Genomic DNA, 14900 nt, shown 5'->3' on the forward strand with positions numbered 1-14900 from the left:
AGCGGTGGCAGTACCAGCCAACTGAGCAGGCCAGATAAGACACCGTCGCAGCGGCCGACTCACGCTGGTAACAAACGCGCGATGACCTCGGTCAACTGCTTGACGTTTCGGCACTCGTGCATCGTGACGTTCGCCGCGTACACGTGGGCGGCGGAATCCCCCGTCGACCATGACCGAGACGGCTCGGGATTCAGCCAGTAGGTGTGCTTCGCCCGGTCGGCAATGGTCTGCACCGCAGCGAGATTCGGCTCCGTGCGGTTCGTGCGCCCGTCGCCGAGGATGAGAACCGACGTACGCGGCCCGAGGGCGTCGGCGTAGTTGTCGAGGAAGCCTTGGAAGGCCTCGCCGTAGTTCGAACTGCCGAAGCGGGCGACCTTGGTGGAGCGGATGATTCGGGCGGCGGTGCCGGGGGTCGGGGGTTCGCCGGGGGTGAAGAAGTGCGTGATCTCGTCGCAGGTGTCGACGAAGCCGAAGCTGCGGACCTTGCTGAATTGGTCTTGCAGGGCCTGGATCAGCTGAAGGGTGAATTCGGCGAAGCCGGTGACCGAGCCGGAGATGTCGGCGAGGACGACCAGGTCGGGGCGGCCGTGTTTGCGGGCGCGCAGGACCGGGTCGATGGGGACGCCTCCGGTGGCCATGGAGCGGCGCAGGGTGCGGCGTAGGTCGATCTGGCCGCGCACGGCTTTGCGGCGGCGGACGGCGAGGCGGGTGGCGAGTTTGCGGGCCAAAGGGTGGACCAGGCGGCGCATTTCGGCGAGGTCCTGTTCGCGTGCGCCGAGGAAATCGATCTGGTCGGTGCTGGATTCGACGCCGCGGCGGGCGATGTATTCGGTGCCGCGCAGCTGTGCCGAGCGCAGGCGGGCCTCGGTTTGGACGGCGGTGCGGAAAGCGGCGAGGCGGCGGTTGGCCTCGATGGTGTGGACGGTGGTGTCGAGCTGGGAGGAGCCGTTCATGCCCGCCACGACGCGATCGATGAGTTCTTCCGGGCGTAGGGCTTTCATGGTCAGGTAAGAGGACCAGCCCGCGCCGGATGCGGTGGTGACCGGCGCGGTGGACTGCCCGGCGCCCGCGCCGCCGTAGCCGCCGAGTTCGGTCAGTGCCTGGCGGGCCAGTTCGGCGACCGACTCCGAATCGTCCTGTGCCAGTGTGGAGACGAGCCGATCTCGCAGCGCTTCGATGGATTCGGGCGTCGACGGATCGACGGACTGTGGCTGTTGGGCGGTAAGGAAATACAGGTCGAAGAGTTGATCGAACACGGCGCGTTGGCCATTGCGGCGCAGCAGGCAGGCGGCCATGCCGGAACGCAAACGATTGCGATCATCGATTCCGAGGGCGATCATCGCCTCAGCCGCGTCGATGGTTTCACTCGGCCCGGCGTTGATGCCGTGATCCCGCAGGAGTCCGACGAACTCGACGAGGCGATCGGTTATCGAGTCGGAGCCTCGACGGCCCGTCTCGCCGAGGCGGTTTTCAGCGATGCTCATGCTCGACTCCGGCAACCTCGCGCCACAAGCAGCGCAATGATCCGCCCGGACGGTAAGTCCGGTTCGAGGGAGCAGACGCGCCGAGCCTCGGGGCGGGTTGGGTTGCGAACGGCAGGAGTGGCGCGAGCCCGAGGGGGCGCTTCATCTCACCGTCCTCCTTGCTCGGCATCCAGATCGAGTCCGAGCCGCTCGATCGCCACGCGGTGGTCGGATTGATATTTCAACAGCACACCGAGCGTCGAGCGGACGACGCCACCGGATAGATTGCGCGCACCCAGAGCGACCAGTGTCTTCGCCCAATCGACGGTCTCCGCGATCGACGGCGCTTTGCGCAACGAAAGCTGGCGCAACGCCCCGACCACGCGGACCACCGGCTCTCCCAGCGCCTCGTCCAGCTCCGGAACCTTCATCCGCACGATCGCCCGCTCCAATTCCGCCGTCGGGTAATCGATGTGCAAATACAGGCACCGCCGCTTGAGCGCTTCGGACAGCTCGCGGTTGGCATTGGAGGTCACGATCACGAACGGCTTGCGCACCGCGGTGACGGTGCCGAGTTCCGGGATGCTCACCTGGTAGTCGCCGAGCACCTCGAGCAGCAGGCCTTCCAACTCCACATCGGCTTTGTCGAGTTCATCGATGAGCAGCACCGTGGAGCGCGGGTTACGGATGGCGGCCAGTAGCGGGCGCGCGAGGAGGAACTCTTCGGTGAAGACGTGGTCGCGGGTGCTGTCCCAGCCTTCGTCGTCCGAGGCGGTGATGCGCAGCAGCTGCTTGGCGTGGTTCCACTCGTAGAGGGCGCGGGCCTCGTCGATGCCCTCGTAACACTGCAACCGCACCAGGTCGGACGTGGTCGCCGCGGCGACGGCCTTGGCCAGCTCGGTCTTGCCGACGCCCGCCGGGCCTTCGATCAGCAGGGGCTTGCCGAGGTGGCCCGCGAGGAACACGGCGGTGGCGATATCGAGGGACGGGAGGTACCCGGCCTCGGTGAGACGCCCGGTCACCTCGTCCACCGACGCGAAGAACTTACTCATCGGTAACTAGTCTAGACCGGACGCTTGGGCCTCAGCTCGGCGCAGGTATGCGGAAATGGCTCGGCTCGGCGTCCGACGGCACGGCGCTCGCCACGGTGAACGGCTCGACCAGCGAGCGCAGTTCGATGAGGTGCCTGGCGTGCGCGTCGAGCGCGCGATCCTCCTCGGAGACCGGCTCCCACTGCGGCACCGGCCGCGCTTTGCCGTCGGCGTCCAGCGCGACGACCACGGCGAGACCGTGCGCGGCGAGCGCGGGCTCGTCGGAGTGGGCGTCGGTGGAGGTCACATGCACGCTGAGGTGCATGCTGCGCGGGCCGGTGTGGATCAGCCGCGCGGTGACCTCGACGACATGGCCGATGACGATCGGCCGGTAGAAGCGGATGCCGCCGAAGTACGAAGTGATGACCCGCTGCCCCGCCCAGTCCGCACCGCAGACGTAGGCCGCCTCGTCGATCCACCGCATCGTGCGGCCGCCGTGCACCTTGCCGCCCCAGTTGATGTCCGACGGCGCGGCCAGGAACCGCAGCGTGGCGCTCGGCGCGGTGCCCGCCGACGTGTACCGCTGCGCGGCCATCGCCTCCTCGATCAGCTTGCGCACCGAGACCCGGGCTCGCGCCTGGCGGTGCCGCTGCAATTCCAGCAGCGTGGCGGGATTCCATTGCGGCACTTCCACGGTGCGCCGGTCGTCGTCCACGGCGACGAAGATCGTCAGGCATTGCGCCGACTGCACCGGCTGCACACGGGTGGGGTCGGTCGAATAGACGGTGACCAGGATGTGCATGCTGGTGCGCCCGGTGTGGACCAGATTCGCGTGTAATTCGACCAGCTCGCCGACCGCGATCGGCCGGTCGAGATGGATATTGCCGACGTAGGCGGTGACGCAGTAGCGGCCGCTCCACTGGGCCGCCGCCGCGTAGGCGACCTTGTCGATCCATTCCAGGAGTTTGCCGCCGTCGACCGATCCGACGATGCCCGCGTCGTCGGGCTTCACGAGAAATCGGTGGATCGCCTCGGGTCGGCGGCCGGCCGAGGTCGGGATGGTCACGGTGCGGTCGAGTTTTATCGAGTGGGCCACGGTGCGGAATCCGTTCGGACAGGGAATCTCCGGATGTACATTTCTCCGACCTCGTTGTCCGGAAGAACCCTAGGCCCCAGCCGCCGTACGAGCGAGTAACCAGACGGTCGCTACACCGCGCGGCGGCGGGAGAGCGATCCGGACGGCGCGAAACGGACCCGGGCGACGACCCGGCCCGCCTCAGACCGGGCTCAGACGAACGATCACATACCCGTTCGCCATGGCTCGCCGCAGATCGTCGCGATCGACCGTCCCGTCCGGCTCCAGTTCGATGCCCGCGTAGCGCCCGTGGATCGGATTCGCCGACACCACCACCGGAGCGAGCGCGGCGAGCCGGGCCTCGTCGGCGATCACTTCGGCTCTGGCACGAATCTCGCTGCCGCGCAGCCGAACACGCACGGCTTCACCGTCGCGGAGATTGCGCCGCCATCCGGCCGTCGTGCCGACGAGCAGCGCTCCGTCATGGTCGGCATATCCGACCGGATTGGTGTACTCGCGCCCCGATTTCCTCCCGAGCACCGTGACCAGCAGCAACCTGCCGCTGAGCACCCGATGCAGCGGAGACCGGAGCAACGACCTGACGACCGCGTCCCCGGTGCGCTGGATACGCGATTGGGACGGTCGCACCGAAGCCTGGCTGGACATATCGGTCACCTCCAAGATATTTACTGAGTATCTACTCAGAAAATACGACCGCGTCGGGCATACTGCAAGGGGTGACGAACGAACGATCGGAGGATTCGTGACGACATCCGGCCGGGTCGAAGGACGCCGCCGTGGGCGTCCCTCGACGGGCGTCCGCGACGCGGTGATCGCCGCCGCGGAGCGAATCCTCGCCGAGGAGGGTGTGGCGCGGCTGTCCACGAAAGGGGTCGCCGACCGCGCCGGTGTCGCCGAGTCGAGCATCTTCTATCACTTCCGCGACCGGACCGGGCTGTTGCAGGCGGTGGTCCAGCGACACCTGCGACCGGTCAAGGACGTCCTCGGCGACATCGACGCGCACCGAGACCTGCGGGCCGATCTCGTCGCCCTGATGGAGGCGCTGGAAGATTTCTTCGTCGCCACGATCCCCGTCGCCGCCGCGATCCAATCCGACGCCGAACTACGCGCGCGCTACCTCGACCGCGCCCAGGAGACGGACATCGGTCCGCACCGCGCGGTGGACGCGATGCAGGCGCGGCTCGCGGCCGCGCAGCCCTCTGCCTCGAGCGCCGTAAATCTGCGCGCGGCAGCGCTGCTGCTGGTGGGCGCGGCGCATCAGCGCGCGCTGCAACGCCACCTGAGCCCAGCGAGCGCGTTCACGTCACTGCCGTCGCCTGCGGACATAGTGGACACGGTGCTGCCGCTCTTCGGTTGATCGCAGGGTGCGGCGATAGGGGAACTCCCTAATACCTCGGTTCGATTTGCCCCGCAGGGGAGAGAACACCCGTGACCTTCGGCGGCGAGTGCGCAAGAGTGTAGCTATGCAGTCGCTGTGCCGTCGGTAAGCGCGACCGCGAAGCAGTGACCGTAGATCCAAGCTCTGTCTGCGGGGGTGGGCCGTGGGCGGACCCCGCAACGGGGGGATGGCGGGCGGAGACGCTCGCCGCAGACCGAAAGGATTTACGTTGTTCTCGTCAATCAGCGCACGCCGTATCTTTCGCGTGGCCGTCGCCGGTGCGATCGCCGCGATTCCGTTGACCGCGCTGGCGATGCCCGCCTCCGCCACCCCGAGCACACCCGGTGTCACTCCGGCTTACAACCAGTGCGCCTTCGGCCCGTTCCAGGACTGGAGTTGCCACAACAACGTCTTGGTCGACAAACCGCACTACGGCGCACCACCTTATGGCCGCGGTCCTGGCTGGGGCCAGGGTGGTGGCTGGGGCGGCGGAGGCTGGAACCAAGGCTGGGGCGACGGAGGCTGGAACCAAGGCTGGGGCGGAGGCTGGAATCAGGGCTGGGGCCAGGGCGGAGGCTGGGGCCAGGGCTTCCCGGGCACAGGCTCGTTCGGCAGCAGTTAGAAACTCCGCGAAAGACGCCGGTGGCCCGCTCCGGAACTCCGGAGCGGGCCACCGCGCGAATCGGCCTGGGTATCAGGCGGTCTCGGTGATCGGGCGATCGACCCAGCTCATCAGGCCGCGCAGCTTGGCGCCGGTGACCTCGATCGGGTGCTCGGCGTTCTTCTTGCGCAGCGCCTCGAGCTCCTTGTTGCCGCCCTCGACGTTGGCGACCAGACGCTTGACGAAGCTGCCGTCCTGGATGTCCTTGAGGATGTCCTGCATGCGCTTCTTGGTGTCGGCGTCGATGACCCGCGGGCCCGACAGGTAGCCACCGAACTCGGCGGTGTCGGAAACCGAGTAGTTCATCCGCGCGATGCCGCCCTCGTACATCAGGTCGACGATCAGCTTCAGCTCGTGCAGCACCTCGAAGTAGGCCATCTCCGGCGCGTAACCGGCCTCGACCATGACCTCGAAACCGGTCTTCACCAGTTCCTCGGTGCCGCCGCACAGCACGGCCTGCTCACCGAACAGGTCGGTCTCGGTCTCTTCCTTGAAGGTGGTCTTGATGACGCCCGCGCGGGTGCCGCCGATGCCCTTGGCGTAGGACAGCGCCAGCGCCTGGCCCTCGCCCTTCGGGTCCTGGTCGATCGCGATCAGCGCCGGAACGCCCTTGCCGTCGACGAACTGACGACGCACCAGGTGGCCCGGGCCCTTCGGGGCGACCATGCCGATGGTGACGTTCGCCGGCGGCTTGATCAGGCCGAAGTGGATGTTGAGGCCGTGGCCGAAGAACAGCGCGTCGCCGTCCTTCAGGTTCGGCTCGATGTCATTGGTGAAGATCGACGCCTGCGCGGTGTCGGGCGCGAGCACCATGATGACGTCCGCCCACTCCGAGACCTCGGCGGGCGTGCCGACGGTCAGGCCCGCCTCCTCGGCCTTCGGACGCGACTTCGAACCCTCGGCCAGACCGACGCGGACCTCGACGCCCGAGTCGCGCAGGCTCAGCGAGTGCGCGTGACCCTGGCTGCCGTAGCCGATGACAGCGACCTTGCGGCCCTGGATGATCGACAGGTCGGCATCGTCGTCGTAGAACATCTCGACTGCCACTGTGGTTCCTTCCGGGATCATCCCCGCGCGAGGCGGGGCACACCGGCTTGCGCCGGTGCGGATTTACGTTGTTCTGGATCGGATCACCCCCGCAGCCGCGGGAGGGGATCATTCCCGCGTGAGCGGGGAGGCGGCACGCCAACCGTCGATCGCAGAAAGACTAGCGTGTGGCCGCCGCTGTGCGGTCGGCCCCATCGGTATGCCGCTCGTCAGCTCATCGGGTGGCGGTGATGGACTTCGGTCCACGCCCCACCGCGACGACACCGGACTGCACGATCTCCCGGATGCCGTACGGTTCGAGCATCCGCAGCAGCGCGTCGAGCTTGGACCGGGTTCCGGTCGCCTCGACGGTGAGCGCGTCCGGCGACACGTCGATGACCTTCGCGCGGAACAGCCCCACGGCCTCGATCACCTGGGTCCGCACGCTGGCGTCGGCGCGCACCTTCACCAGGATCAGTTCGCGGGCCACCGAGCTGTCGGAATCCTGCTCCACGATCTTGATGACGTTCACCAGCTTGTTGAGCTGCTTGGTGACCTGCTCGAGCGGCAGGTCTTCGACGGTGACGACGATGGTCATGCGCGAGATCTCGGGGAGCTCGGTGCCACCGACCGCCAGCGACTCGATGTTGAAGCCGCGGCGGGAGAACAGCGCCGCGACCCGTGCCAGCACGCCCGGTTTGTCCTCGACGAGAACGCTGAGGGTATGCGTGGTACTCATCCGTTGTTCACCTTGTTCTGTTCGTGCGACATCGCCGTGTGGATGACCGCGGGCTCGGAGGCCTGCTCGTCGTCGTCGAACAGCGGGCGGATGCCGCGAGCGGCCATGATCTCGTCGTTGCTGGTGCCCGCGGCGACCATCGGCCACACCTGGGCGTCCTTGCCGACGATGAAGTCGATCACCACGGGACGGTCGTTGATGGACTGCGCCTCGCGGATCGCGGCCTCCACGTCCTCCTCGCGCTCCACCCGGATGCCGTGGCAGCCGAGGGCTTCGGCGAGCTTCACGAAGTCGGGGATGCGCAGGGTGTGCGTGCCAAGGTCGGTGTTGGAGTAGCGCTCCTGGTAGAACAGCGTCTGCCACTGGCGCACCATGCCGAGGTTGCCGTTGTTGATCAGCGCGACCTTGATCGGGACGCCCTCGACGGCGCAGGTGGCCAGCTCCTGGTTGGTCATCTGGAAGCAGCCGTCACCGTCGACCGCCCACACCTCTTTGTCCGGCGCGCCCATCTTGGCGCCCATGGCCGCCGGGACGGCGTAGCCCATGGTGCCCAGGCCACCGGAGTTCAGCCAGGTGCGCGGCTTCTCGTACTTGATGAACTGGGCGGCCCACATCTGGTGCTGGCCGACGCCCGCGCAGTAGATCGCGTCGGGTCCGGCCAGGCGGCCGAGCGCCTCGATGACGAACTCCGGCGACAGCGAACCGTCCGCGGGCGGGGTCCAGCCCAGCGGGTAGGCGTCGCGCACGCCGTCGAGGTAGGTCCACCAGTCGGTCAGGTGCAGCGGCAGCGCGTCGCCCGCCGAAGGGTCGGCCTTCAGTGTCTCGATGAGCTCGACGATCACCTCGCGGCAGTCGCCCACGATCGGGACGTCGGCGTGGCGGTTCTTGCCGATCTCGGCCGGGTCGATGTCGGCGTGGATGACCTTGGCGCCGGGCGCGAAGGAGTCCAGCTGACCGGTGACGCGGTCGTCGAACCGCGCGCCCAGGGTGATCAGCAGATCCGACCGCTGCAACGCGGCGACCGCGCCCACGGTGCCGTGCATGCCGGGCATGCCCATGTTCAGGCGGTGGCTGTCGGGAAACGCGCCGCGCGCCATCAGCGTGGTGACCACGGGGATGCCGGTGAGCTCGGCCAGTTGCAGCAGCTCGGCAGAGGCATCGGCCTTGATCACGCCGCCGCCGACGTAGAGCACGGGAGCCTTGGCTTCCATGATCATCCGCGCGGCCTCGCGCACCTGCTTGCCGTGCGGCTTGGTGACCGGACGGTAGCCGGGCAGCCGCATCTCCGGCGGCCAGGTGAAGGTGGTCTGCGCCTGCAGCACGTCCTTCGGGATGTCGACCAGCACGGCGCCCGGACGGCCCGAGGCGGCGAGGTAGAACGCTTCCGCGATGATGCGCGGGATGTCGATGCCCTCGGTGATCAGGAAGTTGTGCTTGGTGATCGGCATGGTGATGCCGGAGATATCGGCTTCCTGGAACGCGTCGGTGCCGATCAGGCCGCGGCCGACCTGGCCGGTGATGGCGACGATCGGGACGGAGTCCATCTGCGCGTCGGCGATCGGGGTGACCAGGTTGGTCGCGCCGGGGCCGGATGTGGCCATACACACACCGACCTTGCCGGTCGCCTGGGCGTAACCGGTGGCGGCGTGGCCCGCGCCCTGCTCGTGGCGGACGAGCACATGGCGCACCTTGGTGGAATCGAAAAGCGGGTCGTAGACGGGAAGGATCGCGCCGCCCGGAATGCCGAATACGGTGTCGACGCCGAGCTCCTCGAGCGACCGGATGACCGACTGCGCGCCGGTGACCCGCTCGGGCGGGAGCTGGCGGCGGTTGGCCGCGGACGTCGCGTTGGCAGCGGGCGTGGCCTGCTGATTCGCCGAAGGCGCTGGCCTACGGGCCGAAGGCCCGGGCCGTGCGGTAGGTGCGCTCACCGTCTTCGTTCCTTACTGGTTGTGGTTCCGACCCCGGATGTTGTGTCAGCGGTGTCTTGCGCTTCGCCATGCCGGACATTAGTCCGAACATAAAAAAGCCCCCGACAGCGCAGGGCTGATCGAGGGTGGCGCGTCGCAACGCGAGCTGACGTATTCGACTCAGTGTGTCAGGCTCAACGCTGGACGCGCCGGCCGATTACGAGCAACTCGTTTCGATTCACGCGCACGACGTTAAGCGGGTGTGAACCGAAGAGTCAAACAGATGACCCCGTGTGTCCCATTATGTGGGAGAGTGCGGTTGCTTGTGTCCGTTCGTCAGGATGCGAGGATGGTGGTGTGTCATCACCGCATCAGTCCGTGCCACCGTCTGAATCGTCCCACACACCCGCGGGGACGACGGATACGGGTGGCGCCTCGGACGCCCATGTGATCCGCATCCCACGGCTGGCGTTCCTGGGCGTATTCATCCTGCTGATGTGCGTGTTCTTCCCCTTCGTCGGCTGGCCCGCCGGACTGTGGTGGCTGCTGCTGATCCCCGTCGCGGTGCTGGCTTGGGTGCTGCGGACGCAGACCGGCGTCTCGGACGCGGGGCTGGATTTGCGGACGCTGTTCGGCTCCCGCCACCTCGACTGGGCGCAGGTGAAGGGTGTGCGAATCCCGAAGCGTGGGTACGTGCGCGCCGACCTGACCGACGGCAGCGAAGTGAAGTTGCCCGCGGTGAGTTATGACCGGCTGCGCGATCTGGCCGCTTTCTCCGGCGGACGGATTCCGGACCCGTTCGCGGAGCCGAGGGAACCCGCGAAGGGAGAGTCCCCCGCCGAACCCGCGGACGCGAGTAGCGGGACCTCGAATACCGAGGGCGATCCGGCGACCAATGGCTTGGCGAAGTCCGGCGAGAACGCCGAAGAAGGCACGCGACGCGACAGCGCGACGTAGCGAGTTCGGTCACACCGACCGACGCTCCAGTTGCCCGGCTCGAGCCCCATCGCGCCGAAGCGGAACATTCGCCGCCGTTGGGAGGTTGCGGTCGAGTGATGGGATGATTTCCCCGGAGCACTGATCCTCCTCGTCCCCACCCCGACGTTCCGGTACCTCCGGCGTCACCGTCGTCGCCCGCGACACCACGCACCGGCGACACACCCGACCCGGCCGACCGCGATGAGACGCCACACCACCCAGCAGGTGGGCACGCCCACCGGGAGTAACGTGGTGCTCCGCCGAGCACGCTCTGCGCCGTCGCACGTCAGCCCCCGCGACCCGAGGACCATCGAAATGCCACCGCTTCGTTCACGAACCACGACCATCGGCCGCAATGCCGCAGGCGCACGCGCTCTCTGGCGCGCCACCGGCATGACCGACACCGACTTCGGCAAGCCGATCGTCGCCATCGCGAACTCCTACACCCAGTTCGTCCCCGGCCATGTGCATCTGAAGAACGTCGGCGAGATCGTGGCCGACGCGGTGCGCGCCGCCGGTGGCGTGCCGCGCGAATTCCACACCATCGCCGTCGACGACGGCATCGCCATGGGTCACGGCGGCATGCTCTACTCGCTGCCCTCGCGCGAGATCATCGCCGACTCAGTCGAGTACATGGTGAACGCGCACACCGCCGACGCGCTGGTCTGCATCTCCAACTGCGACAAGATCACCCCGGGCATGCTCAATGCGGCCATGCGGCTGAACATTCCGGCGGTGTTCGTCTCCGGCGGGCCGATGGAAGCGGGCAAGGCCGTCGTCGTCGGCGGGGTCGCGCAGGCGCCGACCGACCTGATCACCGCGATCTCCGCGAGCGCGAATCAGGCGGTGTCGGAGGAGGGTCTGTCCGAGGTCGAGCGCTCCGCGTGCCCGACCTGCGGTTCCTGCTCGGGCATGTTCACCGCGAACTCGATGAACTGCCTCACCGAGGCACTGGGTCTGGCGCTGCCCGGCAACGGCTCCACCCTCGCGACGCACGCCGCGCGCCGGGCGCTGTTCGAGCGGGCGGGCACCGTGGTGGTGGACATCGCCAACCGCTGGTACCGCGAGGACGACGCGTCCGTGCTGCCGCGCAACGTCGCCGACGCCAAGGCGTTCCGCAACGCGATGGCGCTGGACGTGGCGATGGGCGGTTCGACCAACACCGTGCTGCACACGCTCGCCGCCGCGCAGGAAGGCGAGGTCGACTTCGATCTGCACACCATCGAGGAGATCAGCCGCCGGGTGCCCACGCTGTCGAAGGTGTCGCCCAACTCCGACTACCACATGGAGGACGTGCACCGCGCAGGCGGCATCCCCGCGATCCTCGGCGAGCTGCGCCGGGCGGGCCTGCTGGAGACCGACGTCACCACGGTGCACACCGCGAGCCTCGACGAATGGCTCGACACCTGGGACATCCGCTCGGGCAAGGCCTCTCAGGAAGCCATCGAACTCTTCCACGCCGCCCCGGGCGGGGTGCGCACCACCGAGCCGTTCTCCACCGACAACCGCTGGTCGTCGCTGGACACCGACGCCGAGGGCGGCTGCATCCGCGACCTCGAGCACGCCTACACCAAGGAAGGCGGCCTGGTCGTGCTGCGCGGCAACATCGCGCCCGACGGCGCGGTGCTCAAGACCGCGGGCATCGACGAGGAGTTGTTCTCCTTCCAGGGCCCCGCGGTGGTGGTGGACTCGCAGGAGGAGGCCGTGTCGGTCATCCTCGGCAAGAAGATCAAGCCGGGCGACGTGATCGTGGTCCGCTACGAAGGGCCCGCGGGCGGCCCCGGCATGCAGGAGATGCTGCACCCGACCGCCTTCCTGAAAGGCTCCGGCCTCGGCAAGGAGTGCGCGCTGATCACCGACGGCCGCTTCTCCGGCGGCACTTCGGGCCTGTCGATCGGGCACATCTCCCCCGAGGCGGCCAGCGGCGGTGTCATCGGCCTGATCGAGAACGGCGACCAGATCCGCATCGACGTGACCACCCGCACGCTCGAGGTCCTCGTCGACGATGCGGCGCTCGCCGAGCGCCGCGCGAAGATGGAAGCCTCCGAACGGCCGTGGCAGCCGGTCAACCGCGATCGTCCGGTGACGACCGCGCTGCGGGCGTACGCCGCGATGGCGACCTCAGCCGACAAGGGCGCTGTCCGCCACGTGCCTTAGGCTCCCCCGCCTCTCGGGGTCTCGAGGCCGTACGAGTTCGGTGCGACAGGACCTGGTCGCAGGTCCTGCGTCAGGTGGGTCACGGTTTCTGGGCGTACCCGGCGAGTTACCCATGTCCATGCGAAATCAGTTGTCACGGGCAGCCTCAGGTGGCGAACGACGGAGGCCCTTCATCCCGTTACGGGATGAAGGGCCTCTTGTTCGTCCTGATCAGTCGAAGGGGCCGATGCCCGTCAGTGGGTTGCCGCCGTGCAGGTACCAGTACGCGCCGACCGCGGCCGCCACAGCGAGAAGCAGGATGACGAAGGAGCCGGAGGCGGGGCGGATGGCCCAGCCACGGTTGCGGTCGAAGGACAGGCGACCGGGGCCGGTCAGGATGATGACGGCCGAGACGCCCGCGAGGACGCTCTCGTATTCCACCGCTCCCGGACCGGCTTTGTACTGGAACCCGGGGGCCATGCCCTGCTTCCAGGCCCAGGCGTCCAGGATGACCGCGAGCACCGCACCGGCCGCCAGCGGAGTCAGCAGGCCGAGGATCAGCAGCGCACCGCCGCCGACCTCGCCCGCTGTCACCAGGAGGGCGGACACGCTCGGGTGGTCCCAGCCGCCGCGCTCCATCATGTCGCGGGTGCCGTCCAGGCCGGGGCCGTGGAACCAGCCGGTCAGCTTCTGCAGGCCGTGGTAGAGGAAAGTGGCGCCGACGACCAAGCGGAGCAGCAACAATCCGAGATCGAGCGTGCCGCGGCGGACCTCGCCGTTGCGGCGACGTAGACGCGCGGTGTCGCTCGGCGGGGCCGGGGCGGGTGGGATGCTGGCGTAGTCGTAGGTGGGCGCCGCTGTCGCGCCCGCAGCGGTTCTGTTCGCGCCGGTGGCGGGGACCTCGGGCTCGAGCCCGAGTTCTTCCTCGGTGCGCGGGACGTCCTTGGACAGCTGCGGCCGCTGGGCCGGATCCACCCGCTCGAACTGCTCGGTCGGCGAATCGTACGGGCTGGTCACTCCCCGACCGGTGGACGACACCGCCGCCTGCTCGGCCGTGGAAGGAGCGGCGTTCCCGGCCTCGGATTCGGGCGTGTCTTTCGGCTTGTCGGTCACGGCCAATACCCTATGCCGCACCGCACCGGGGCGGGCAAGTACAGCGCGGCGTGTCAGTGCGCGCGCGACACCCCCACCCGGAAGGGCGCGGGCGACGGAATTTCCGTAACGTCTGGGCTATGAGTTTGGTTGTCGTGGGCCGCGTCGCGGCGAGCTTGGCGCTCGGCTCCGTCCTGCTGGTCGGATGCGCCCGGTTCGACGATTCGGCGTCCAGTCCGTTCACCCCGGAACCGACCCTGCACGGAGCCAACATCGACCCGAAGAAACCGAGCCAGCCGCCCACCTCGACCACCCGGCCGAGCGGCCCGTGCATCGATCCCGACCCCGCGGTGGTGGCCACCTGCCTGGACACCACCGGCGGCTTGGTCGCGCTTCCCGACGGCGCGCTGGTCGCCGAGCGCAGGACCGGGCGGATCCTGAAGGTGGTGCCCGACCAGCCGCCGGTCGAGATCGCCCGGCTGGACGTGGACGGCTCCGGCGACGGCGGCCTCAGCGACATCGCGCTGTCCCCGACCTACAGCGAAGACGGCCTGATGTACGCGTACATCACCACCGGCAGCGACAACCGCGTGGTCCGCATCGCCGAAGGCGGCTCACCGAAGGACGTGCTCACCGGAATCCCCAAGGGCTCCAGCGGAAATCACGGCGCGATCGAATTCGCCTCGTCCGACCAGATGCTCGTGCTGACCGGCGACGCGGGCAATCCCGGCGCGGCCGCCTCGGCCGGCTCCCTCGCGGGCAAGCTGCTGCGCGTGAACTCCCCGGTGCCCGGCCGCACACTCACGCCGGAAGTCGCCGTCTCGGGCATCGGGACCGCCGGGGACGTGTGCCGGGACAGCAAGGACAGCATCTGGATCACCGACCGCACCGCCGCCGAGGACCGGCTGCAGCGACTCGGCGGCGACGGCGTGGTCACCACCATGTGGACCTGGCCGGATCGGCCCGGCGTCGCCGGGTGCGCCGCCGCCTCGGACGGTGTCGCGATCTCGATGACCCGCGCGAAGGCCCTCGCCATCGCCGCCGCCGACCCGACCACCCACGCGGTCACCGCGACGCCGACGCTGACCGCGCAGGACAAGTACGGGCAACTCGGCGGCGCGGCGGTCGGCGCCGACGGAACCATCTGGGTGACCACGGTGAACAAGACCGACGGCCAACCGGGACCGTTCGACGACCGCGTCGTCCGCATCCCGCCGCCCCAGGCCGGAGGCGGCGGACCGGACTGAGTTGTTGGCCGCGCGGGCGCGGCGTGTGCTGTGTTGATTTTTCCAGCGCCTGCGGCGCTGGGTGTTCGCGGCCCTCTTATGGCTCGCGTCCGAGCGACCGCCGCTGGCGACATAGTCGCGGCCGCGTCGGCCGCACGGACGCG

13 protein-coding genes are annotated in these 14900 nt (G+C 68.6%); 5 read left to right on the forward strand and 8 right to left on the reverse strand.

The features are described from left to right. Positions 1 to 59 precede the first annotated feature (59 nt). The 4 genes from ACFV2O_RS10250 to ACFV2O_RS10265 all read right to left on the reverse strand — a co-directional run bounded on the left by ACFV2O_RS10250 (position 60) and on the right by ACFV2O_RS10265 (position 4235). Positions 60 to 1484, reverse strand: coding sequence for a VWA domain-containing protein (locus ACFV2O_RS10250; RefSeq protein WP_379251546.1), 1425 nt, complete (start codon positions 1482 to 1484; stop codon positions 60 to 62). Positions 1485 to 1630: 146 nt separating this feature from the next. Next, a complete protein-coding gene (locus ACFV2O_RS10255; RefSeq protein WP_195042272.1) occupies positions 1631 to 2515 on the reverse strand; it encodes a MoxR family ATPase in 885 nt (294 codons plus the stop codon). Positions 2516 to 2546: 31 nt separating this feature from the next. Further along, positions 2547 to 3590, reverse strand: coding sequence for an acyl-CoA thioesterase (locus tag ACFV2O_RS10260; RefSeq protein ID WP_379251547.1), 1044 nt, complete (start codon positions 3588 to 3590; stop codon positions 2547 to 2549). Between the two features lie 180 nt (positions 3591 to 3770). Next, complete coding sequence (locus ACFV2O_RS10265) at positions 3771 to 4235, reverse strand: nitroreductase family deazaflavin-dependent oxidoreductase (protein WP_379251548.1); 465 nt, start codon at positions 4233 to 4235, stop codon at positions 3771 to 3773. A gap of 97 nt (positions 4236 to 4332) precedes the next feature. Between ACFV2O_RS10265 and ACFV2O_RS10270 the strand changes: the two genes are divergently transcribed. After that, the gene (locus ACFV2O_RS10270) at positions 4333 to 4947 is read left to right on the forward strand and encodes a TetR/AcrR family transcriptional regulator (RefSeq protein WP_379251549.1); all 615 of its coding nucleotides are present in this window, start codon (positions 4333 to 4335) and stop codon (positions 4945 to 4947) included. A 250-nt stretch (positions 4948 to 5197) separates the two neighbouring features. Next, the gene (locus ACFV2O_RS10275) at positions 5198 to 5590 is read left to right on the forward strand and encodes a hypothetical protein (RefSeq protein WP_379251550.1); all 393 of its coding nucleotides are present in this window, start codon (positions 5198 to 5200) and stop codon (positions 5588 to 5590) included. Positions 5591 to 5662: 72 nt separating this feature from the next. Here the strand turns inward: ACFV2O_RS10275 and ilvC are convergent, their stop codons facing one another. From ilvC to ACFV2O_RS10290, 3 genes are all read right to left on the reverse strand, one after another. Next, on the reverse strand, positions 5663 to 6664 hold the full coding sequence (ilvC, locus tag ACFV2O_RS10280; protein ID WP_174372187.1) for a ketol-acid reductoisomerase: 1002 nt from the start codon (positions 6662 to 6664) through the stop codon (positions 5663 to 5665). A gap of 226 nt (positions 6665 to 6890) precedes the next feature. Further along, positions 6891 to 7394 (reverse strand): acetolactate synthase small subunit, encoded by a 504-nt coding sequence (ilvN, locus tag ACFV2O_RS10285; protein WP_039799659.1) that lies wholly within the window; start codon positions 7392 to 7394, stop codon positions 6891 to 6893. After that, entirely contained in the window at positions 7391 to 9325 is a 1935-nt protein-coding gene (locus tag ACFV2O_RS10290; RefSeq protein ID WP_379251551.1) for an acetolactate synthase large subunit, read from the reverse strand. The genes ilvN and ACFV2O_RS10290 overlap by 4 nt, the downstream gene beginning before the upstream one ends. 426 nt (positions 9326 to 9751) lie before the next feature. Between ACFV2O_RS10290 and ACFV2O_RS10295 the strand changes: the two genes are divergently transcribed. Beyond that, entirely contained in the window at positions 9752 to 10261 is a 510-nt protein-coding gene (locus ACFV2O_RS10295) for a PH domain-containing protein (protein ID WP_379251552.1), read from the forward strand. 336 nt (positions 10262 to 10597) lie between these two features. Then, positions 10598 to 12439: a dihydroxy-acid dehydratase gene (gene ilvD, locus ACFV2O_RS10300; protein ID WP_355080634.1), complete on the forward strand. Its 1842-nt coding sequence runs from the start codon at positions 10598 to 10600 to the stop codon at positions 12437 to 12439. Between the two features lie 210 nt (positions 12440 to 12649). On the opposite strand, the gene ACFV2O_RS10305 is transcribed toward ilvD, so the two are convergent. Then, positions 12650 to 13531, reverse strand: coding sequence for a DoxX family protein (locus tag ACFV2O_RS10305; protein WP_379251553.1), 882 nt, complete (start codon positions 13529 to 13531; stop codon positions 12650 to 12652). Between the two features lie 119 nt (positions 13532 to 13650). Here ACFV2O_RS10305 and ACFV2O_RS10310 point away from each other — a divergent pair, with 119 nt between their 5' ends. Next, on the forward strand, positions 13651 to 14757 hold the full coding sequence (locus ACFV2O_RS10310; RefSeq protein WP_379251554.1) for a PQQ-dependent sugar dehydrogenase: 1107 nt from the start codon (positions 13651 to 13653) through the stop codon (positions 14755 to 14757). The last annotated feature ends 143 nt before the right edge of the window (positions 14758 to 14900 follow it).

Origin of the sequence: Nocardia sp. NPDC059691, assembly GCF_042733915.1 — a bacterium.
GTDB classification, from domain to species: Bacteria; Actinomycetota; Actinomycetes; order Mycobacteriales; family Mycobacteriaceae; genus Nocardia; species Nocardia sichangensis.

Excerpts from the sequence above, each read along its gene's own strand:
- ACFV2O_RS10310 (WP_379251554.1), top strand. The coding sequence starts at position 13,651 with ATGAGTTTGGTTGTCGTGGGCCGCGTCGCGGCGAGCTTGGCGCTCGGC.
- ACFV2O_RS10265 (WP_379251548.1), bottom strand. The coding sequence starts at position 4,235 with ATGTCCAGCCAGGCTTCGGTGCGACCGTCCCAATCGCGTATCCAGCGC.
- ilvD (WP_355080634.1), top strand. The coding sequence starts at position 10,598 with ATGCCACCGCTTCGTTCACGAACCACGACCATCGGCCGCAATGCCGCA.
- ilvC (WP_174372187.1), bottom strand. The coding sequence starts at position 6,664 with ATGTTCTACGACGACGATGCCGACCTGTCGATCATCCAGGGCCGCAAG.
- ilvN (WP_039799659.1), bottom strand. The coding sequence starts at position 7,394 with ATGAGTACCACGCATACCCTCAGCGTTCTCGTCGAGGACAAACCGGGC.
- ACFV2O_RS10250 (WP_379251546.1), bottom strand. The coding sequence starts at position 1,484 with ATGAGCATCGCTGAAAACCGCCTCGGCGAGACGGGCCGTCGAGGCTCC.
- ACFV2O_RS10255 (WP_195042272.1), bottom strand. The coding sequence starts at position 2,515 with ATGAGTAAGTTCTTCGCGTCGGTGGACGAGGTGACCGGGCGTCTCACC.